Annotated in this window: 22 protein-coding genes; 3 read left to right on the forward strand and 19 right to left on the reverse strand. The window is 59.1% G+C overall.

What is annotated here, in order from left to right:
• The first annotated feature begins 100 nt into the window (after positions 1-100).
• Complete coding sequence (locus LOY70_RS29825; RefSeq protein ID WP_413776662.1) at positions 101-2260, forward strand: LTA synthase family protein; 2160 nt, start codon at positions 101-103, stop codon at positions 2258-2260.
• Between the two features lie 25 nt (positions 2261-2285).
• Here the strand turns inward: LOY70_RS29825 and nudK are convergent, their stop codons facing one another.
• Genes nudK through LOY70_RS29845 form a run of 4 tightly spaced genes read right to left on the reverse strand, consistent with a single transcriptional unit; the run spans position 2286 to position 5644 of the window.
• A complete protein-coding gene (nudK, locus tag LOY70_RS29830) occupies positions 2286-2882 on the reverse strand; it encodes a GDP-mannose pyrophosphatase NudK (protein ID WP_265032235.1) in 597 nt (198 codons plus the stop codon).
• Between the two features lie 40 nt (positions 2883-2922).
• A complete protein-coding gene (gene nadE, locus LOY70_RS29835; protein WP_265032236.1) occupies positions 2923-3756 on the reverse strand; it encodes an ammonia-dependent NAD(+) synthetase in 834 nt (277 codons plus the stop codon).
• A gap of 1 nt (position 3757) precedes the next feature.
• Complete coding sequence (gene pncB / locus LOY70_RS29840; RefSeq protein WP_265032238.1) at positions 3758-4987, reverse strand: nicotinate phosphoribosyltransferase; 1230 nt, start codon at positions 4985-4987, stop codon at positions 3758-3760.
• A gap of 9 nt (positions 4988-4996) precedes the next feature.
• Entirely contained in the window at positions 4997-5644 is a 648-nt protein-coding gene (locus LOY70_RS29845) for an isochorismatase family protein (protein WP_265032239.1), read from the reverse strand.
• Between the two features lie 181 nt (positions 5645-5825).
• Between LOY70_RS29845 and LOY70_RS29850 the strand changes: the two genes are divergently transcribed.
• Entirely contained in the window at positions 5826-6383 is a 558-nt protein-coding gene (locus LOY70_RS29850) for an adenylyltransferase/cytidyltransferase family protein (protein WP_265032241.1), read from the forward strand.
• The gene (locus tag LOY70_RS29855) at positions 6373-7080 is read left to right on the forward strand and encodes an NUDIX hydrolase (protein WP_265032243.1); all 708 of its coding nucleotides are present in this window, start codon (positions 6373-6375) and stop codon (positions 7078-7080) included. Before LOY70_RS29850 ends, LOY70_RS29855 begins: the two co-directional genes overlap by 11 nt.
• A gap of 351 nt (positions 7081-7431) precedes the next feature.
• On the opposite strand, the gene glmS is transcribed toward LOY70_RS29855, so the two are convergent.
• The 15 genes from glmS to rsmG all read right to left on the reverse strand — a co-directional run bounded on the left by glmS (position 7432) and on the right by rsmG (position 21329).
• Complete coding sequence (glmS, locus tag LOY70_RS29860) at positions 7432-9264, reverse strand: glutamine--fructose-6-phosphate transaminase (isomerizing) (protein WP_265032245.1); 1833 nt, start codon at positions 9262-9264, stop codon at positions 7432-7434.
• A 1-nt stretch (position 9265) separates the two neighbouring features.
• A complete protein-coding gene (locus LOY70_RS29865; RefSeq protein ID WP_265032247.1) occupies positions 9266-10042 on the reverse strand; it encodes a DeoR/GlpR family DNA-binding transcription regulator in 777 nt (258 codons plus the stop codon).
• A 210-nt stretch (positions 10043-10252) separates the two neighbouring features.
• Positions 10253-11620 carry a bifunctional UDP-N-acetylglucosamine diphosphorylase/glucosamine-1-phosphate N-acetyltransferase GlmU gene (glmU, locus tag LOY70_RS29870; protein ID WP_265032248.1) on the reverse strand — a complete coding sequence of 456 codons (1368 nt, stop codon included), beginning with the start codon at positions 11618-11620 and terminating at the stop codon, positions 10253-10255.
• A gap of 115 nt (positions 11621-11735) precedes the next feature.
• Positions 11736-12161: a F0F1 ATP synthase subunit epsilon gene (locus LOY70_RS29875; RefSeq protein WP_060739915.1), complete on the reverse strand. Its 426-nt coding sequence runs from the start codon at positions 12159-12161 to the stop codon at positions 11736-11738.
• A 45-nt stretch (positions 12162-12206) separates the two neighbouring features.
• Entirely contained in the window at positions 12207-13583 is a 1377-nt protein-coding gene (gene atpD / locus LOY70_RS29880) for a F0F1 ATP synthase subunit beta (protein ID WP_020294925.1), read from the reverse strand.
• Between the two features lie 27 nt (positions 13584-13610).
• Entirely contained in the window at positions 13611-14471 is an 861-nt protein-coding gene (gene atpG, locus LOY70_RS29885; RefSeq protein WP_092399613.1) for a F0F1 ATP synthase subunit gamma, read from the reverse strand.
• Between the two features lie 50 nt (positions 14472-14521).
• Positions 14522-16066: a F0F1 ATP synthase subunit alpha gene (atpA, locus tag LOY70_RS29890; protein ID WP_025216279.1), complete on the reverse strand. Its 1545-nt coding sequence runs from the start codon at positions 16064-16066 to the stop codon at positions 14522-14524.
• Positions 16067-16087: 21 nt separating this feature from the next.
• Positions 16088-16624, reverse strand: a complete 537-nt coding sequence (locus tag LOY70_RS29895; RefSeq protein ID WP_025216280.1) for a F0F1 ATP synthase subunit delta — start codon at positions 16622-16624, stop codon at positions 16088-16090.
• Positions 16625-16636: 12 nt separating this feature from the next.
• Positions 16637-17107 (reverse strand): F0F1 ATP synthase subunit B, encoded by a 471-nt coding sequence (locus tag LOY70_RS29900; protein ID WP_123414053.1) that lies wholly within the window; start codon positions 17105-17107, stop codon positions 16637-16639.
• A gap of 58 nt (positions 17108-17165) precedes the next feature.
• Complete coding sequence (gene atpE / locus LOY70_RS29905) at positions 17166-17423, reverse strand: F0F1 ATP synthase subunit C (RefSeq protein ID WP_003097235.1); 258 nt, start codon at positions 17421-17423, stop codon at positions 17166-17168.
• A 130-nt stretch (positions 17424-17553) separates the two neighbouring features.
• Entirely contained in the window at positions 17554-18423 is an 870-nt protein-coding gene (atpB, locus tag LOY70_RS29910; RefSeq protein WP_003187195.1) for a F0F1 ATP synthase subunit A, read from the reverse strand.
• 16 nt (positions 18424-18439) lie between these two features.
• Positions 18440-18847, reverse strand: coding sequence for a F0F1 ATP synthase subunit I (locus LOY70_RS29915; protein ID WP_123344552.1), 408 nt, complete (start codon positions 18845-18847; stop codon positions 18440-18442).
• A 148-nt stretch (positions 18848-18995) separates the two neighbouring features.
• Positions 18996-19868: a ParB/RepB/Spo0J family partition protein gene (locus LOY70_RS29920; RefSeq protein ID WP_003207098.1), complete on the reverse strand. Its 873-nt coding sequence runs from the start codon at positions 19866-19868 to the stop codon at positions 18996-18998.
• A gap of 9 nt (positions 19869-19877) precedes the next feature.
• Positions 19878-20675, reverse strand: a complete 798-nt coding sequence (locus LOY70_RS29925) for a ParA family protein (protein WP_003187199.1) — start codon at positions 20673-20675, stop codon at positions 19878-19880.
• Positions 20676-20693: 18 nt separating this feature from the next.
• Positions 20694-21329 carry a 16S rRNA (guanine(527)-N(7))-methyltransferase RsmG gene (rsmG, locus tag LOY70_RS29930; RefSeq protein WP_265038236.1) on the reverse strand — a complete coding sequence of 212 codons (636 nt, stop codon included), beginning with the start codon at positions 21327-21329 and terminating at the stop codon, positions 20694-20696.
• Positions 21330-21333: the final 4 nt, after the last annotated feature.

Raw genomic sequence — 21333 nt, forward strand, 5'->3', positions numbered from 1 at the left:
AGGGCGTGTACTCAATGGATTGGCTTCAACCGAAAGGCCCTGTCTTGTGAAAGCTCTCTACCACTACTCAACCCACCCCCTCGCCTCCCTCAGCGCCCTGATGGGCTGCGTACTGCTCGTCCCGATAGGCCTGCGCCTGGCGTTGGACTGGTCCGACCCACTGGGCTATCTCTCGGACCTGGGCATGGGCGGGTTGCTGATCGCGTTGCTTTACCGCCGTCCCTGGTGGCTGGCACTCCCGGTATTGCTGGCCTGGAGTGCGTTGACGCTGGCCAGCATCGAGTTGGTCAGCGCCGTTGGACGGATGCCCACCCCTTCGGACGTGCTTTACCTGATCGACCCGCAATTCGTTGAAAACTCCACCAGTGGCGGCTTCGCCCATCCCTGGCTGGCCGCGTTCCAATTGGCAGCGCTGGCGTCCTGGCTGATGATCCAATGGACCAGCCGACGCCAGCTGACGCCACGCTTGCCGCGTCACACCTGGGCGTTGCCGGTATTGCTGTTGCTGGCCCACGGCGCGCTGCAAGCCTGGCGCCCCAGTGAGGCGGACCAATGGAATGTGTTCAACCTGCCTCACCAAATCGTCACGGCGGGTATCGTCGCTGGACAGGAACGGGCCCAGCAATGGCTCGAAGGCGATACTGTGGACCCGCTCCCGCTGATGGAAGGGCTTACCCGACTGGACCTCAATGGCGCGAAACTGTTGGCCGAACCGGGGCGAGCGCGCAACGTCCTGGTCATCGCCCTGGAGGGCATTCCCGGCGCTTACGTAAGCGCTAACCGCGAAGCGTTGAACAGCCGCTATCAAGAGCACCTGATGCCGCACCTGAGTCGCTGGGCCGAGCGCGGCATGAACACGCCCGATTACGTCCTGCACAGCCACCAGACCATTCGTGGCCTGTACGCGATGCTGTGTGGCGACTACGACAAACTCAATGACGGCACGCCCAAGGGTGTCGAGATGCTCAACCAGGCCCAGCGCAACCAGGCCTGCCTGCCGGCCCAGTTGCGCCAGAATGGTTTCTCCACGCATTTCCTCCAGGGCGCGGGCCTGCGGTTCATGGCCAAGGATCGGATCATGCCGCACATCGGCTTCGACACGACCCTGGGCATGGACTGGTTCACCCGCCCCGCCTACCTGGAATTCCCCTGGGGCAAGGATGACAAGACCTTCTTCGAAGGCGCGCTGGACTACGTCGGGCAGCTGCAGCAGGCGGACAAGCCTTGGATGCTCACCCTGCTGACCGTGGGGACCCACCAGCCGTACTCCGCGCCAGAGGACTATCTGCAACGCTACGACTCTGCCAAGCAGGCTGCCGTAGGTTACCTGGACGATGCGCTGGACAGTTTCCTGGCAGGCCTGGAGAGCCAGGGCATCCTGGAAAACACCCTGGTGGTCATCACCTCGGACGAATCCCATGGCATCGATGATGTGCGCCTGGCGTCGTCCTGGGGGTTCAACCTGACGTTGGCACCGGAGCCGTTGCCCAGGCTCAAGTCAGGGACCTACGGCCATGTGGACCTGACCGCCTCGATCCTCGATTACTTCGGCTTTGCGGTACCCACGTCGCTGTCCGGCCGCTCGCTGTTCAGGGATTACGCAACGGGCCGGGAAATCATGTCGTTCACCAATGGCAAGCTGCGTTATCACGACGGCAAGGGCACGTTCACCGAGTGTGATTTCCTGCAGCATTGCCGTTACTACACCAGCGAAGGCTTCATCGCCGACCGTGCCCTCTATGGCGGGCAATACAGCGGCCAGCGCGCCAGGCTGATCAGCGCCCGGGCCACGGCCTTGGACCAGACCCTGCTACCCACGCCACTGAACCAGCATTACCAGTTTGGCAGCACCGATAAAATCCCGCTGCCGGCCCAGGTGACCAACGACTGGACCGACAACCTGATCGGCGCCCAATACCTGGAAATGCCCAAGGGCTCACAGACCCGCGTCAGCCTGACCATCCGCGCCGTGGAGGCAGACCACGCCGCCTACATTTCCCTCAAGGCCAAGGAGTTCGAACAGGACGTGCCGATGGACCTGCCGACAGACGTGGCAGTGACCGCCGACCAGCCGCTGGTGATGAACATTCGTTTTGATAACCCGCAACAGCGCAAGGCGTTTTCCTTCCATTTACTCGGTCATGGCATGGGTGCCATCGAGATCAGCGACTTCAGCGTCGTGACCGAATTGCAGGAACAGACGGACCAGCCGGAATACCTGGACGACATGCAGGACGACAGCGAGGTCCAGTCCAGCTAAGTGCGAATGCCCGTCGAGCCGCAGGCTAATCCAGCAACCGATGCAGCTTGGCGTACTGCAACAGCATGATGGTCTTGCCGTCGCAAATGTCCCCGCTCTCGATCATGGCCAAGGCTTGATCGAGAGACATTTCCAGCACTTCGATCTCTTCACCCTCTTCTTCCAACCCGCCGCCTTCGTGCTGTTTGTCTTCATCGAAATACTCACCGACGAAAAAATGCACCCGCTCCGTCACCGAACCCGGGCTCATGAAGGCTTCGAACACCTTGCGCACGTCCTGGATGATGTAGCCGGTTTCTTCCTGGGTTTCCTTGCGGATACAGGTGTGCGGATCGTCGTTGTCCAGCAGGCCGGCACAGGTTTCGATCAACAGGTCGTCGTGCCCGTTGACGAAGGCCGGGAAGCGGAATTGCCGGGTCAACACCACGGTCTGCTTGGCCTTGCTGTACAGCAGGATGGTGGCGCCGTTGCCACGGTCGTAGGTCTCGCGCGTCAACTCGCGCCATTGGCCATCGCGGCCGAGGTAGTCATAGGTGGTCTTGCGCAGCACGTACCAGTTGTCCGAGAGGACTTCGACGTGCTTGATGCGTACGCGATCCTTAATGCTGGTTGCCTGTGTCATTTACCACTCCGTTCAAGGCCAAGGTCCTATTAGAATCCTATTACAACGATGCAGGGACGCGTGGCAATGCGCGTTTGTGAGCTGTCTTGAGATAGGCGCGTTCAATGATCTGTCGTGCCTGGGGCGACACCTCTTCGCCCATCAGGTACGCATCGATCTCCTCGTAGCTGCAGCCATACGCCACTTCATCCAACTTACCGGGCGCCAGGTCTTCCAAATCAGCGGTCGGCGCCTTGCGCACCAGATGCCCAGGAGCGCCCATCGCGTCGGCCAACAACCTCACCTGGGTCTTCGTCAGCCCGGACAACGGTGCCAGGTCGCACGCGCCGTCACCGAACTTGGTGAAAAAACCCATCACCGCCTCTGCCCCATGATCGGTGCCCACCACCAACCCGTTGCTTAAGTTGGCAATGGCGTATTGCGCCAGCATCCGTGCCCGAGCCTTGGCATTGCCTTTGGCAAAATCGGTGAGTTCGGCCGAAGGCTGCAAGCCATCGATGGCGATACTGCCCATCAGCCCGTCGACACACGCGGCGATGTTGCTGGTGGTGATCACGTCCGGCCGGATGAAGTCCAGGGAAGCCTGGGCGTCTTGCTCATCGGCCTGGGCCTTGTACGGCAGCCGGACGGCGATAAACCGCGCCGCGTAGTCTTCACCCCGCAGTTGCTCCACCGCCAACTGGCAGAGGCGGCCGGCGGTGAGGGAGTCGACGCCGCCACTGATCCCCAGGACCAAGGACTGGCAACCCGACTCGCGCAAGACTTGCTTTATAAACTCGACACGGCGGGCAATCTCGGTTGCTTCGCCGCCCCGTGAGAGTTGGCGGTCGATGCCCAGTTCCCGGGCAATACTCTCTTGCTGAAATGAAGTCATATCAGGCTCCCAACTGTGGATTGATCAGGGCGACGTTGAACACTTGGGCGGCGTAGCGCAGGAATGAAGCATCTTCACAGACGTTCTTGATCGGGTCGTCGGAGAACTTCACCACCGGTTCGCCGTGGACCCGCACCAGTTTCATGACGATGCTCAGCGGTTCGACACCGTCGACATCGCAGGCCAGGCTGGTGCCCATGCCGAAACCGAATCTGGCCTTGCCACGAACATGGCGCAGGATCGGCAGGCATTTTTCGAAATTGAGGCCGTCGGAGAACATCAGGTCCTTGGTACGCGGATCGATACCCAGTTCCTGGTAGCGCCCCAGCACCTTGTCCGCCCAGACGATCGGGTCACCGGAATCCTGGCGCAGGCCGTCATAGAGCTTGGCGAAGTACAGGTCGAAGTCCTTGAGGAAGAAGTCGGTGCTGATGCAGTCCGTGAGCGCGATGCCGAGCCGGCCACGATACTCGTGCACCCAGTTTTCCAAAGCCGCGTTCTGGCTCTCGCGCAAGCGCCCGAGTTGCTGGTGCACCATCAGCCATTGGTGAGCCATCGTGCCGATCAGGGGCAGATCGAACTCGTAGGCCAAGTGAGCGTTGCTGGTGCCGACAAAGACGCCCGGAAAATCGCTGCGCATGACATTCACTACTTCACGCTGGGCCCTGAACGACAGCCGCCGCCGGGTGGAGAAGTCTGAAACCCGAAACTCGGCGAGTTCTTCACGACTGGCGTTTTTTTCCAGCCATTCGAACTTCTGGTACAGCTTGCGGGTGACGTCGGCCAACTCGACTTCGGGGTACTTCTCCCGGTTGCGCAGTTCGCTGACCATCGCCAATACCGGCTGCTCGAACATGATGCAGTGCAACATCGGGCCACGAACGCGGATGTGCAGTTGGCCATCGACCTCGGCAACGTGTATGTAGCGCAGGTTGAAGCGAAACAAACCGAGAAACTGTTCGAAGTCGGGGGTCAGGTATTCACGGAAACGCTTGTTGAACAGAAACCGCTGCTCTCCTTCGCGCAACTGCAACCCGGCGAGCTTCTCCAGTTCGACACGGATCTCCGGGATCAGGTGACCGAGCCGCTCCTTCGAGCGCACGATGAACTGGTACTCCACCTCGACGTTTGGGTGCTGGTGCAAGACCGCCTGCATCATGGTGAAGGTGTAGTAGTCGGTATCCAGAAGGCTCTGGATGGTGCCACTGCTTGAATCGAATGCACTGTCCATGTCGGTTCCTTATGCGTTTGCCAGGCGGATGGTTTCTTCACGGGTCAAGGCAACCGAGATCCCCGCTTGCTGCATGTCTTGGATGGCCTGAAGGGCCCCCTCCTCACTGATGGCCCGGCAAGCCGGGAGGTGAATGATCACCTTGAAGCCGGCGGCGGCCAGTTGCAGGGCAGTGGTCTTGACGCAGAAGTCCAGCGCCAGCCCGCCGACAATGACCTGCTCCACACTCAGGCCCTTGAGGTATTCGATCACCCCGGTGGACAGCTTGCCGTGCAGGTCGTGATAGCAGGCGCCGTACGGGTGCAGATCTGGCTCGACGCCCTTCCAGACGAAATAGTCGTAGTCGTAGGGGGTCGGCAGTTGATCCAGCAGGACGAAACCTTCAGTACCAGGAACGCAGTGGCTGACCCAGGTGATGTCGGCGTGCTCGAGCCCGGTGGGCACGAACATCTGTGCGTGATCGGCGACCACCCACGGGGCCAGGGGCGAGTGGGCGTCCTTGCTGCCGATTCGAAGACTGGCCAGGGACGCCATGAAGTTCAGCTCACCGCCAATCTGGTCACCGCCAGGCACTGGCAGCTCATCCGGGCAAAGCGGTGTAAAGCTCTTTTGCGCATCGACATCGAAGGAAGCGGTTTTCCGGGTCAGGCTGTTCATGCTGGGTTTCTCCTCTTCATGATCACGAGAGTACACAAGGTGTACTTTCATGACAAGCCAGTTTGAAAGATATTTTTTGGCGTCCCTCATCTACCCAATCCAGATGGTAAGGCGTAGACACATTTTCAACAGGAGGATTTTACTGATAGAGTACATGTCATGTACCTGAAGAGGATGAGCCATGTTCGAAATTGCCCTTTATGGCGGCGCCTTCAATCCCCCTCATGCCGGTCACGCCCAAGTGATGATCGAGGCCTCATGCCAGGCCAGACGCGTGCTGGTGGTCCCAAGCCTGCGGCATCCCTACGGCAAACAAATGGTCGACTATGAGGTGCGCCTGAACTGGCTGGAATCGATCGTCGAAAACGTTCAGCCGCTGTGCCGCGCCGAAGTGCGCGCAAGCCGGGTGGAGCAGGTCGTGGCCCGTGGCGTTGAAGGCGCGATCTACAGCTACACCCTCCTCGCCCATCTCGCCGACAGCCTGGCCCTGGACGGCAAGCGGATCGCGTTGGTGGTGGGCCAGGATGTCGCGGATCTGCTGCCGACCTTCTATCGCGGGCAGGAATTGCTGGAGCGTTTTTCCATCCTTCGCGTGGAGGAAAAGATCCACGTGCGCAGCACGGTGGTTCGCGAACGACTGGCCTTGGGCGAACCGCTTCCCACCCACTGGATGGCGCCCGGCATGAACCCGTTAAACTATGACCTTTACGCTACCCACGGAAATCGAAATGCCCACTAGCACAGCCCCCGCCCGCGGTTACCTGCACACCATCGACCTCTGTGTACTGCGCTTCTGCCGGGAGACCCAGACGCTGGAAATCCTCCTGAACCGACGGGAAGCCGAGCCGTTCGCCGGTCATTGGGCGCTGCCTGGGATCGTGGTCAATGGTGGCGTCGAAGACCTCACGCTGAACGACGCCGTGGAGCGCCTGCGTAGCTCAAGCAAAGTGGGCATGCCGCTGGCCTGGATCGAACAGGTCGGCACCGTCGGTGACGCGTTCCGTGATCCGCGCTGCTGGTCATCCTCGACTTTCTACCTGGCGATTATCAGCGAGGCGGTCCAGCTCGCCGAACACCAGGGGTTTTTCCCCCTCAAGGATGTCGCTGACGCCTCGATCAAACTCCCTTTCGACCACAACAGCCTGGTGGCGGCAGTCCAGGAGCGGTTGTTGTCCAAGGCCCTCTACAGCAGCCTGCCGCTGATGTTCCTCGGCCCGGAATTCAGCGCGCCGGAAGCGGTGAGCATTTTCTCCGTGGTGCTCGATCGTCCGGTGCTCAAGACCAGCATGCGCCAGCGTTTACTGAAAATGACCGAGGCGGGCTACTTGCAGGAGACTGGCCGCAAGAAAAGCGGCGACGGCGGCCGCCCGCAACGCACGGTGGAAAACCTCAAGCCGGCCAGCGTTTATCTTTTTGATCGTTGTTTTCTGGAGTAGCGCTTAACGGGCCAGCGCAAATGCTGGCGCCATCCGCTCTTGCTCATTGCGCTTACGAGCCGGCTCGATCCGTTCGCAAAACGGGAGATGGCTGATATCTGCTTCTAACGAGACAAAGTGAAAGTATTTTTTCAGATTCACGAAATAAATCGAAAAATACCTTCCAATCCAAATTTTGGTTTCTCAAGGATCAGCGCAGATGTCAGGTCGGGTTCTCTTCAGCTATTTGGTGACGGGCCAGCCATGCGTAAGGAACGATGCGGCTTGGACGAATGACCGGGGTTAGCAGTGCTAAACCCGGTCAGATTTATTACGTAGGATCACCAAGAAGCCTGGCCCTTGGTAGACGACTCACTCCACGGTCACAGACTTCGCCAAGTTCCGCGGCTGGTCCACATCAGTCCCCTTGAGCACGGCGACGTAGTACGACAGCAGTTGCAGCGGGATGGTGTAGAGGATCGGCGACAGGATGTCATGGATGTGCGGCATGTGCACAACGTGGGTGCCTTCGCCATTGGTCATGCCAGCCTTTTCGTCAGCGAAGACGATCAACTGGCCGCCCCGGGCGCGCACTTCCTGCAGGTTGGATTTGAGCTTCTCCAGCAGCTCGTTGTTCGGCGCCACGGTGACCACCGGCATGTCGTTATCCACAAGCGCCAGCGGGCCGTGCTTGAGTTCACCGGCCGGGTAGGCCTCGGCATGAATGTAGGAGATTTCCTTGAGCTTCAAGGCCCCTTCCATCGCTACCGGGAACTGCGCGCCACGCCCGAGGAACAAGGTGTGGTTCTTCTCGGCGAACAGCTCGGCGATTTTTTCCACCGTGCTGTCCATCGCCAAGGCTTCGCCCAAGCGGGTCGGTAGGCGACGCAGTTCCTCAACCAGGGTTGCCTCGACACCTTCACCCAGTGTGCCGCGTACCTGGCCCAGGGAGAGGGTCAGCAACAGCAGCCCCACCAATTGCGTGGTGAACGCCTTGGTCGAAGCTACGCCGATCTCACGGCCGGCCTGAGTGAGCAGGGTCAGGTCGGATTCACGCACCAGCGAGCTGATGCCGACGTTGCAGATCGCCAGGCTGGCGAGGAAGCCCAACTCCTTGGCGTTGCGCAGGGCGGCCAGGGTGTCGGCGGTTTCACCGGACTGGGAAATGGTGACGAACAGGGTGTCCGGCTGCACCACCACCTTGCGATAGCGGAACTCACTGGCGACTTCGACCTGGCACGGAATACCAGCCAATTCTTCGAGCCAATAACGGGCGACCATGCCGGCGTGATAGCTGGTGCCGCAGGCAACGATTTGCACGTTGCGTACCTTGGCGAACAACTCGGCTGCTTGTGGGCCGAACGCCTGGACCAGCACCTGGCTCTGGCTGATGCGCCCTTCCAGGGTACGTTGCACCACGGCCGGTTGTTCGTGGATTTCCTTGAGCATGAAGTGACGGAACTCGCCCTTGTCGGCGGCTTCGGCACCGTCGCGGTATTGAACGGCCTCGCGCTCTACGGCGTTGCCATTGATGTCCCAGATCTGCACGCTGTCGCGGCGGATTTCGGCGATATCGCCCTCTTCCAGGTACATGAAGCGGTCAGTGACCTGACGCAGCGCCAACTGATCGGAAGCCAGGAAATTCTCCCCCAGGCCCAGGCCGATCACCAACGGGCTACCGCTGCGCGCCGCTACCAGGCGATCCGGTTGCTTCGCGCTGATGACCGCCAGGCCATAAGCGCCGTGCAGTTCCTTGACGGTCGCCTTGAGGGCCACGGTCAGGTCCGCCAGGTCCTTGAGCTTGTGATTGAGCAAATGCGCGATGACTTCAGTGTCGGTGTCCGACGTGAACACATAGCCCAACGCCTTGAGCTGCTCACGCAGGGCTTCGTGGTTCTCGATGATGCCGTTGTGCACCACCGCCAGGTCGCCCGAGAAATGCGGGTGGGCGTTGCGCTCGCACGGCGCGCCATGGGTAGCCCAGCGGGTGTGGGCAATGCCCAGGCGACCGATCAGCGGTTCGGCGTCCAGCGCCTGTTCCAACTCACTGACCTTGCCCGGCCGACGCATACGCTCGAGCTTCTCGTCATGGGTTAAAACCGCTACACCGGCGCTGTCATAGCCGCGGTATTCCAGGCGCTTGAGGCCTTCGAGCAAGATGGCAGTGATGTTGCGTTCAGCGACGGCGCCGACAATTCCACACATGCTATTTCTCCTGGCTGACAGGCGCGCAGATCACAGTAATGCCGCGCGCCTGAATCTGATCACGGGCCTCTACGGGCAGGCGATCATCGGTAATGAGGGTATGGACGCTGCTCCACGGCAGTTCCAGGTTGGGGATTTTTCGGCCGATCTTGTCGGCCTCCACCATCACGATCACTTCACGGGCTACCTCAGCCATCACCCGGCTCAGGCCCAGCAGTTCGTTGAAGGTGGTGGTACCACGAACCAGATCGATGCCGTCGGCGCCGATGAACAACTGGTCGAAGTCGTAGGAACGCAAGACCTGCTCGGCGACCTGGCCCTGAAATGATTCGGAGTGAGGGTCCCAGGTGCCACCGGTCATCAACAGCACCGGCTCGTGCTCCAGTTCGCTCAAGGCGCTGGCCACGTGCAGGGAATTGGTCATCACCACCAGGCCGGGCTGCTGGCCAAGCTCGGGAATCATGGCCGCCGTGGTGCTGCCGCTGTCGATGATGATGCGCGCATGTTCACGGATCCGCTTCACGGCGGCCCGGGCAATGGCTTGTTTGTATTTGGAGACCGTTTGGCCGTTATCAGCCACCAATTCCTGCGGCATGGAAACCGCGCCACCGTAACGACGCAACAACAAGCCGTTGCTCTCCAGGGCGGCGAGATCCTTGCGAATCGTAACTTCCGAGGTTTCGAAGCGCTTGGCCAATTCATCCACGCTAACCTCGCCCTGGGCTTGGAGCAAAGCAAGAATATTGTGGCGTCGTTGTGGTGTATTGCGCTTTGACATGGCGATATAAGTTTCGATTCGAAAGATAACGTAACTAATCAAAACCTATTGCAGCGAAATCGTCAAGGCGAGGGGAGAAAAATTCAGAAATCATACGATTCCTGTGGGAGCGAGCTTGCTCGCGATTAGCAGTGGTTCAGCTGCATTAATGCAGGATTTACCGTCGCTATCGCGAGCAAGCACGCTCCCACAGAGTGATCTGTGGATAACTTAGCTTTTCTTGATTTTTACCGGGCGTTTCCAGCCGTCGATGTTGCGCTGACGAGCACGCGCCACAGCGAGTTGGGACTTATCCACATCCTGGTTGATGGTTGACCCTGCGGCCGTGTTAGAGCCATCACCGATGGTCACAGGCGCCACCAGTGAGTTGTTGGAACCGATGAACACATCCTCGCCAATGGTCGTCCGATACTTATTGGCGCCGTCGTAATTACAGGTGATCGTACCGGCGCCAATGTTGGTGCGAGCGCCGATTTCAGCATCACCCAGGTAGGTCAGGTGACCGGCCTTGGCGCCTTCGCCCATGTGGGCGTTCTTGAGCTCGACAAAGTTACCCACATGGGCGTGGGCTTCCAGCACGGTACCGGGACGCAGACGGGCAAACGGGCCGGCATCGCTGCCTTCGCCCATGACCGCGCCATCAAGGTGGCTGTTGGCCTTGATCACCACGCCTTTGCGCAGGGTGCTGTCCTTGATCACACAGTTCGGGCCGATCACCACATCGTCTTCGATAACGACCTTGCCTTCGAGGATGACGTTGATGTCGATGACCACGTCGCGCCCCACGCTGACGTCACCGCGCACGTCGAAACGGGCCGGGTCGCGCAGGGTCACACCTTGCGCCATCAGGCGGCGGGCGGCGCGCAATTGATAGTGGCGCTCCAGTTCGGCCAGTTGCCGACGATCGTTGGCGCCTTGCACTTCCATTGCGTCCAGCGGCTGTTCAGTGGCGACCACCAACCCGTCGCTGACCGCCATGGCAATCACATCGGTCAGGTAGTACTCGCCCTGGGCGTTGTTGTTCGACAAGCGGCTCATCCAGTCGCCCAGACGCTCAGCCGGTACAGCCAGAATCCCGGTGTTGCCCTCAGTGATAGCGCGCTGGGCTTCGTTGGCGTCTTTCTGTTCGACGATGGCGGTCACCTGGCCATCGGCGTTGCGCACGATGCGCCCATAGCCGGTGGGGTCGTCCAACTCGACGGTCAACAAACCCAGCTGCTGTGGCGCGATATGCTTGAGCAGGCGCTGCAAGGTGTCGACTTCGATCAGCGGCACGTCGCCATAGAGAATCAGCACCGTATCGGCGGTAATGAACGGTACGGCCTGGGCCACGGCATGGCCGGTCCCCAGTTGCTTGTCCTGCAGGACGAAATTCAGGTCATCCGCCGCCAGACGCTCACGTACCGCATCGGCACCGTGGCCGATCACCACATGAATGCGCTGTGGATCAAGTTGCCGGGCACTGTGGATAACATGCCCGAGCATGGAGTTGCCGGCCACCGGGTGCAAGACCTTGGGCAGCACCGAACGCATGCGGGTGCCTTGACCGGCCGCGAGGATAACGATTTCGAGAGACATGACTGGCTACCAATCCTGGGTGGTCAGCGGCTGCGACCAGAAGGTGAATGTCGGGAAAAGAAAAAAGGGTAGCCGAGGCTACCCTTTTTAATCAATCGCACAGAAAGCAGACGGCTTAGCCGCCGAACTTCTTGCGGATCTGCTGGACGGTGCGCAGCTGCGCTGCGGCCTCGGCCAGACGTGCGGCAGCAGAACCGTAGTCGAACTCCGCGCCCCGCTCGTGCAAAGCCTTCTCGGCAGCCTTGACGGCTTCCTGAGCGGAGGCTTCGTCCAAGTCGGCAGCACGTTGCACGGTGTCGGCAAGGACCTTGACCATGTTCGGCTGAACCTCGAGGAAACCACCGGAGATGTAGAACACCTCCCTTTCCCCGCCCTGCTTGGTCAGAGTAATCGGACCTGGCTTCAAGCTGGTGATCAGCGGTGCGTGACCCAGGGCGATACCAAGATCACCCAGCTCACCGTGCGCAACCACAAACTCGACCAGACCGGAGAAGATTTCCCCTTCCGCACTGACGATATCGCAATGGACTGTCATAGCCATCTGATTGCCTCAACCTAAATTAGCGCCCGTTGCCGGGCACCGGGATTACAGTTTCTTGGCTTTCTCGATCGCTTCTTCGATGCCGCCGACCATGTAGAACGCTTGTTCTGGCAGGTGGTCGTAATCACCGTTGAGGATGCCTTTGAAGCCAGCAATGGTGTCTTTCAGGGAAACGTATTTACCCGAGGCACCGGTGAAGACTTCAGCCACGAAGAACGGCTGCGACAAGAAGCGCTGGATCTTACGAGCGCGGGATACCAACTGCTTGTCGGTTTCCGACAGTTCGTCCATACCCAGGATCGCGATGATGTCCTTCAGCTCTTTGTAGCGCTGCAGCACGTACTGGACGCCGCGAGCGGTGTCGTAGTGCTCCTGGCCGATCACGTTCGGGTCCAGCTGGCGCGAAGTCGAGTCCAGTGGGTCTACCGCTGGGTAGATACCCAGGGAAGCGATGTCACGGGACAGAACGACGGTGGCGTCCAAGTGGGCGAAGGTGGTCGCTGGCGACGGGTCGGTCAAGTCATCCGCAGGTACGTATACCGCTTGGATCGAAGTGATCGAACCTTCCTTGGTCGAAGTGATACGTTCTTGCAGAACGCCCATCTCTTCAGCCAGGGTCGGCTGGTAGCCTACTGCCGAAGGCATACGGCCCAGCAGTGCGGATACTTCGGTACCGGCCAGGGTGTAACGGTAGATGTTGTCGACGAACAGCAGAACGTCGTTACCTTCGTCACGGAACTTCTCGGCCATGGTCAGGCCGGTCAGGGCTACGCGCAGACGGTTTCCCGGTGGCTCGTTCATCTGACCGTAAACCAGTGCCACTTTGTCCAGAACGTTGGAGTCCTTCATCTCGTGGTAGAAGTCGTTACCCTCACGAGTACGTTCACCCACACCGGCGAACACGGAATAACCGCTGTGCTCGATGGCGATGTTACGGATCAGTTCCATCATGTTTACGGTCTTGCCCACACCGGCACCACCGAACAGACCGACTTTACCGCCCTTGGCGAACGGGCAAACCAGGTCGATAACCTTGATGCCGGTTTCCAGCAGGTCGTTGCCGCCTGCCTGTTCAGCGAAGGATGGCGCAGGACGGTGAATGCCCCAGCGCTCTTCGGTGTCGATCGGGCCAGCTTCGTCGATCGGGTTGCCCAATACGTCCATGATCCGGCCCAGGGTCGCTTTACCGACCGGTACGGAGATGGCAGCACCAGAGTCGATGACGTCCAGACCGCGCTTCAAGCCTTCGGTGGAACCCATCGCAATGGTACGAACCACGCCGTCGCCCAGCTGCTGCTGAACTTCCAGAGTGGTTTCCGCGCCTTGTACTTTCAGCGCGTTGTAGATGCTCGGTACGCTGTCGCGTGGGAATTCCACGTCGATAACGGCGCCGATGATTTGAACGATACGTCCGCTACTCATAGCTGGATCCTCTGAATATTTGAACCGTTAAACCGCGGCAGCGCCGCCGACGATTTCCGAGATCTCTTGGGTGATCGCAGCCTGACGCGCCTTGTTGTAGATCAGCTGCAAATCGCTGATCAAATCACCGGCGTTGTCGGTAGCGTTCTTCATCGCGATCATCCGCGCCGCTTGTTCAGCTGCGTTGTTCTCGACCACCGCCTGGTACACCTGCGACTCCACGTAGCGGACCATCAAGCCGTCAAGCAGCTCCTTGGCATCCGGTTCGTAGAGGTAGTCCCAGTGGTGCTTGAGTTCCTGTTCCGGGGTCGCCACCAGTGGGATCAATTGCTCCACGGTTGGCTGTTGCGTCATGGTGTTGATGAACTTGTTGGACACCACGGAAAGACGGTCAATCCGGCCTTCCAGGTAAGCATCCAGCATCACCTTGACGCTGCCGATCAGGTCATTGATCGACGGCTCTTCACCCAGGTGGCTGATAGCGGCGACGACGTTACCGCCGAAGTTGCGGAAGAACGCCGCACCCTTGCTACCAATCACGCACAGATCGATCTCGACGCCTTGTTCGCGGTTTACAGCCATGTCCTTGACCAGGGCCTTGAACAGGTTGGTGTTCAAGCCACCGCACAGACCACGGTCACTGCTCACCACGACGTAACCGACACGCTTGATGGCGCGTTCGATCATGAACGGGTGGCGATATTCCGGGTTGGCGTTGGCCAGATGACCAATAACCTGGCGGATGCGCTCCGCGTAAGGACGGCTAGCAGCCATGCGCATTTGTGCCTTGCGCATTTTGCTGACCGCCACTTTTTCCATGGCGCTGGTAATCTTTTGCGTGCTTTTGATGCTCGCAATCTTACTGCGAATCTCTTTTGCGCCTGCCATGTAACACCTATCAGGTTAGCAAGCGGGAGCCTTGCGACTCCCGCTGCGGCTTACCAGGTTTGGGTGGCCTTGAACTTCTCGATACCGGCTTTCATGCCAGCGTCGATTTCGTCATTGAAGTCACCCTTCACGTTGATCTTCGCCATCAAATCGGCGTGATCGCGGTTGAAGTAAGCAATCAGCGCTTGTTCAAAGCTGCCGACCTTGGCGATTTCGACGTCAGTCAGGAACCCACGTTCAGCGGCATACAGCGACAACGCCATGTCAGCGATCGACATAGGAGCGTATTGCTTCTGCTTCATCAGCTCGGTAACGCGCTGACCATGCTCAAGTTGCTTACGGGTCGCTTCGTCCAGGTCAGAAGCGAACTGGGCGAATGCCGCCAGTTCACGGTACTGAGCCAGAGCGGTACGGATACCACCGGAGAGCTTCTTGATGATTTTGGTCTGAGCGGCACCACCCACACGGGATACCGAAACACCGGCGTTCACAGCAGGACGGATGCCCGAGTTGAACATGGCCGATTCCAGGAAGATCTGACCGTCGGTGATGGAAATCACGTTGGTCGGAACGAATGCGGAAACGTCGCCAGCCTGGGTTTCGATGATCGGCAGTGCGGTCAGGGAACCGGTCTTGCCAGTCACTGCGCCGTTGGTGAACTTCTCTACGTACTCTTCGGAAACGCGGGATGCGCGTTCCAGCAGACGGGAGTGGAGATAGAACACGTCGCCTGGGTAGGCTTCACGGCCTGGTGGACGGCGCAGCAGCAGGGAGATCTGGCGGTAAGCCACTGCCTGCTTGGACAGATCGTCATAAACGATCAGCGCGTCTTCACCGCGGTCGCGGAAGTATTCGCCCATGGTGCAACCGGAGTACGGTGCCAGGAATTGCAGCGCAGGAGATTCCGAAGCACTGGCGGCCACGATGATCGTGTTGGCCAGGGCGCCGTTTTCTTCCAGCTTGCGAACCACGTTGGCGATGGTCGATTGTTTCTGACCGATCGCTACGTAGACGCAGAAAATGCCGCTGTTCTTCTGGTTGATGATCGCGTCGATCGCCAGAGCGGTTTTACCGATCTGACGGTCACCGATGATCAGCTCACGCTGGCCACGGCCGACAGGGATCATGGCATCGACAGCCTTGTAGCCAGTCTGTACAGGCTGGTCTACCGACTTACGCCAGATCACGCCTGGAGCAACTTTCTCGACCGCATCGGTCTCGGTGTTGTTCAGCGGACCTTTGCCGTCAACAGGGTTACCCAGTGCGTCGACTACGCGACCCAGCAGTTCCTTACCTACCGGAACCTCGAGGATGCGGCCAGTGCACTTGGCGCTCATGCCTTCAGCAAGAGAGGTGTACGCGCCCAATACCACGGCACCTACAGAGTCTTGCTCCAGGTTGAGGGCCATACCGTAGACGCCGCCCGGAAACTCGATCATCTCGCCGTACATGACGTCGGCCAGACCGTGAATCCGCACGATGCCGTCAGATACGCTGACGACAGTGCCTTCGTTACGGGCTTGGGAGGTCACATCGAGCTTGTCGATGCGGCCCTTGATAATTTCACTTATTTCGGAAGGATTGAGTTGCTGCATTGCTCTGCTGCCCCTTCAAACTCAAGATTTCAATGCTTCGGCAAGTTTCGCGAGTTTGCCGCGAATCGAGCCATCGATAACCAGGTCGCCGGCGCGGATTACAACGCCCCCTATCAGGGACTTGTCTTCCTCGACTTGCAGGCGCACTTCCCGGTTGAGTCGTGCACTGAGAACCTTGGCGAGTTTGTCTTGCTGTTCTTGGTTCAATGCAAAAGCACTGGTCACTTCCACGTCTACCGACTTCTCTTGCTCGGCCTTGTACAGGTCGAACAGGACGGCGATCTCCGGCAGAAGCGGGAGACGGTCGTTTTCGGCAACGACGTGAATGAAATTCTGTGCCTTGGCATCGAACTTGTCGCCGCACACGTCAATGAACGTGGCGGCCTTTTCTGCGCTCGTCAGTCGCGGGGCCTTGAGCACGCGCTGCATGGTGTCGTCTTGCGACACCGCTGCTGCCAGGCCGAGCATGGCTGACCAATTGGCCAGTTGCTGGTGGGCCTGAGCGTGCTCGAAGGCCGCCTTAGCGTAAGGTCGGGCCAACGTGGTCAGTTCTGCCATGATCGCCCTCGCTTAGATTTCAGCAGCTAGTTTATTTACCAGCTCTGCGTGCGCGTTTTGATCGATTGTGGCACCCAGGATCTTCGAAGCACCGCCAACCGCCAGGCTACCCACTTGGGCACGCAGCGCGTCTTTGACACTGTTGATTTCCTGTTCGATCTCGGCTTGAGCCTGAGCCTTCACACGGTCAGCTTCGACGCGAGCCTGTTCACGGGCTTCGTCGACAATCTGGGTACCGCGTTTCTTGGCTTGCTCGATGATTTCAGCTGCCTGAGCTTTCGCTTCGCGCAGTTGCTGACCCACTTTCTCATGGGCCAACTCCAGGTCGCGAGCTGCACGGCTGGCAGCGTCCAGACCATCAGCGATCTTCTTTTGACGTTCGTGCAATGCCGCAATGACCGGAGGCCATACGAACTTCATGCAGAACAGTACAAAAATCAGGAACGCAACGGACTGGCCAATCAGGGTCGCATTAATGTTCACGCCAACACCTCGCAGTTACGTTGTCCATCACACCAATTCACTCGAAACATCCGAGCAATTAGCCAGCGATTTGACCAACGAACGGGTTCGCAAAGGTGAAGAACAGAGCGATACCAACACCGATCATGGTCACGGCGTCGAGCAGACCGGCAACGATGAACATTTTGACTTGCAGCATCGGAACCATTTCTGGTTGACGCGCAGCGCCTTCCAGGAACTTACCGCCCAGCAGGCCGAAACCAATTGCGGTACCCAGTGCGCCCAGGCCGATCAACAGTGCAACAGCGATAGCGGTTAGACCAACTACAGTTTCCATCTTTCCTCCCGACTTTTACGTCGTATGGTTTAGGTTTTTTAGATTAAAGCGGTAAAACAAATCGTTTCCGTGCCCTGGTCGGGCCCTCCCCGTTTGACCGGGAAGGACATCAGACTAGTCGAGACTGGCCTTAATGGTTTTCTTCGTGCGCCATCGACAGGTAGACGATGGTCAGCATCATGAAGATGAACGCCTGCAAGGTGATGATCAGGATGTGGAACACAGCCCACGCCCACTGCAGGACCACGCCCAGGCCGCTGAGCCAGAGCAGGCCGCTGCCGAACATCACAGCGATCAGGATGAACACCAGCTCGCCGGCATACATGTTGCCGAACAGACGCAGGGCCAGAGAGATTGGCTTGGCGATCAGGGTCACGAATTCCAGCAGGAAGTTCACCGGGATCAGCAGGGCTTGAACCAGGATGTTCTTGCTGCCGAACGGGTGCAGGGTCAGTTCGCCGATGAAGCCGCCGATGCCCTTGACCTTGATGCTATAGAAAATGATCAGTGCGAAGACCGAGAACGCCATGCCCAGGGTCGCGTTCGGGTCGGTAGTCGACACGGCGCGGAATGGGATGTGGTGGTCACCGGAGATAAGGATGGCCAGCTGAGGAATCCAGTCGACCGGTACCAGGTCGACAGCGTTCATCAGGAACACCCAGACGAAGATGGTCAGTGCCAGCGGCGCGATCACCGGGCTACGGCCGTGGAAGCTGTCTTTCACGCTGCCATCGACGAATTCGACCAGTACTTCAACGAAGTTCTGCAGTGCACCAGGCTGACCGGAAGTCGCCTTCTTGGCCGCCATGCGGAAAAGAAGAACGAAGATCAGACCCAATGCGACCGACCAGCCGAGGGTATCGACGTGGAAAGCCCAGAAACCCATTTCCTTGGCTTCTGCTGCGGAGTGGGCGAAGCCCCAGCCGCCGTTGGGTAGCTGACCGAAGGTCAGGTTCTGCAAGTGGTGCTGGATATAGCCCGAAGCGGTTGTCTCTGCCATGGTTGCCTCAAACGCCCTAAGGTCTCGAAAGTCTTGTTCTCATTAGCAGGGGAGCGAACCAGCTAACCAGTTGGGTCAGCAAGAAGACACCGAATACAGCCAGTGGTGCCAATGGCTTCACACCTGCGAACGTCAATGCAAACAGCACTGCCGTCAAAATCAGTTTCCCCGCCTCGCCGGCATAAAAAGACCGGACGATGGCTTGGGCTGCTCGGGCGCCGGAAAACCGAAAGGCCCTGTGAGCAAAGTAAATATTGGGAAGCAAGGCTATCAGGCCTCCGCAAAGTCCTGAGTATCCGGCGACGACTCCTTTCCATTGCCAGAGCGCCAATGCGGCGATCAGTACAACGGTGAATTGGGCCATCAAAACCGGGAAAACTGCCAGACGATGGAACGGCAAGCGGTTTGGCGTGCGGGTTTCCATCGCTTTTGCTCTCCAATGGTCGGCTGCCAGAATTCAATAACTTGGCATAATTTGTGCCGACAAAATGCGCGCAGAGTATAGGGGCGGTTCTGCCCCTATTCAACTGCCAGGTAGTGATTTCCGACTGCGCGCTACATGAGCAATTGTTTCAGCGAATGTGTGCAAGGACACCCTGCAACTCATCCAGGGAGTTATAGCCAATCACCAACTGCCCTTTGCCCTTCTTCCCGTGGCGAATCTGCACCGCAGAGCCCAGGCGCTCGGCCAGGCGCTGTTCCAGTCGAGCGATATCGGGATCGGTTTTGGGCGCTTCGACAGGGGCCGGTTTGCCACTGAGCCACTGACGCACCAGTGCCTCGGTTTGGCGCACGGTGAGACCTCGTGCGACAACATGTCGCGCCCCTTCAACCTGTTGATTTTCCGGCAAACCGAGCAATGCACGGGCATGGCCCATTTCCAGATCGCCATGGGACAGCATGGTCTTGATGACTTCCGGTAACGCGATCAGCCGCAACAGGTTGGCCACGGTCACGCGGGACTTGCCCACCGCCTCGGCGACCTGCTGCTGGGTCAGCTGGAACTCCTGCTGCAAACGTTGCAGGGCCACGGCTTCTTCAATTGGGTTGAGATCTTCGCGCTGGATATTCTCGATCAGTGCCATGGCGATGGCGGTTTCATCCGGCACATCACGGACCATCGCCGGGATGGTTTCCTGGCCGGCCTGCTGGCTGGCGCGCCAGCGGCGTTCACCGGCGATGATCTCGAAGCGCCCGTTGGCGATGGGACGCACCACAATCGGCTGCATCACGCCCTGGCTTTTGATCGACTGGGCCAGTTCTTCCAGCGCCTGGGGGTCCATGTCCCGGCGCGGCTGGTATTTGCCGCGCTGGATCAGGTCCAGGGGCAGATGTTGCAACTCGCGTTGATCGACCTGCACGGCCTGCTCTTCCAGCGAACTGACAGTAGGACCACTGAGCAGTGCATCCAGTCCACGTCCGAGACCTCGTTTCTTGACGGCCATGGGGTTTCCTTAAGTTGGCTGGGCTGCAGCGGTGCGTGGGTTACGGCGCTGACGGCGAACCATCTCGCCCGCCAGGGCCAAGTAAGCCAGCGCACCACGGGATTGTTTGTCGTAGGCCAGGGCCGGCATGCCGTAGCTGGGCGCTTCGGCCAAGCGGATGTTCCGCGGGATGACCGTATCGTAGAGCTGCTCGCCGAAGTGCTCCTTGAGCTGGGCCGATACGTCGTTCATCAGGCTCAGGCGCGGGTCGTACATGGTCCGCAGCAGGCCTTCGACTTTCAGTTCCGGGTTCAGCAGTTCGGCGATGCGCTTGATGTTATCCACAAGGTCGCTCAGGCCTTCGAGGGCGAAGTATTCGCACTGCATGGGGATAATGACCCCATCGGCGGCCACCAGGGCGTTGAGGGTCAGCATCGACAGCGATGGCGGGCAGTCGATCAGGATGTAGTCATAGTTTTCCCGGATCGGCGCCAAGGCGCTGCGCAGACGGCTTTCCTTCATCTGCATTTCCAGCAGCACCACTTCGGCCGCCGTCAGGTCACGGTTGGCCGGCAGCAGTTGATAACCGCCGTGTTCGGAAAAATGCATGGCCTGACCCAGATCGCATTCGCCGATCAGTACGTCGTAGATGGAGTTTTCCAGGCCATGTTTATCCACACCGCTACCCATGGTGGCGTTGCCCTGTGGATCGAGATCGATCAACAACACCCGGCGCTTGGTCGCGACCAGGGATGCTGCGAGGTTGATACAGGTGGTGGTCTTGCCCACACCACCCTTCTGGTTCGCTATCGCGAATACCTTAGCCATTCTTGCTTGTGTTCCCAATCATGCCGTGCGGCGCAGTATCAGCAGATGGCGTTGGCCTTGGCAACCGGGTACGGCCAAGGCGTGTTCGCTATCGAGGTGGAAGTCTGCCGGCAATGCTACCAGCTCATCGGCCGGATGAACGCCCTTCATTGCCAGCCAGCGCGTATCGGCGTCGCCCAGGTGGCGAGTCCAGTTGCTGAAATTCTCCATGCTGCTGAACGCCCGGGAGATGATCCCGTTGAATGGCTGCGCAGGTTGGAACGCTTCGACACGGCTGTGGATAACTTGGAGGTTATCCAGTTTGAGTTCGAGTTTGACCTGGGTCAGGAAGCGGGTTTTCTTGCCGTTGCTGTCCAGGCAGGTCACTTGCGAGTCGGGAAACAGGATCGCCAGCGGGATTCCAGGCATGCCACCCCCACTGCCAACGTCCAGCCAGCGACCGTTTTCGATAAAGGACATGACGCTGAGGCTGTCGAGCAAATGCCGCGAGACCATTTCATCCGGATCGCGCACGGCGGTCAGGTTGTAGGCCTTGTTCCATTTGATCAACAGCGCCAGATAACCCAGCAATTGCGCGTGCTGGGCTTCGCTCAGGCTGACGCCGAGTTCACGGGCACCTGTGGATAACTCTTCAGCGTGTTGCGAGGTGACCATCGAA

Source organism: Pseudomonas sp. B21-054, from assembly GCF_026016345.1.
Lineage (GTDB): Bacteria > Pseudomonadota > Gammaproteobacteria > Pseudomonadales > Pseudomonadaceae > Aquipseudomonas.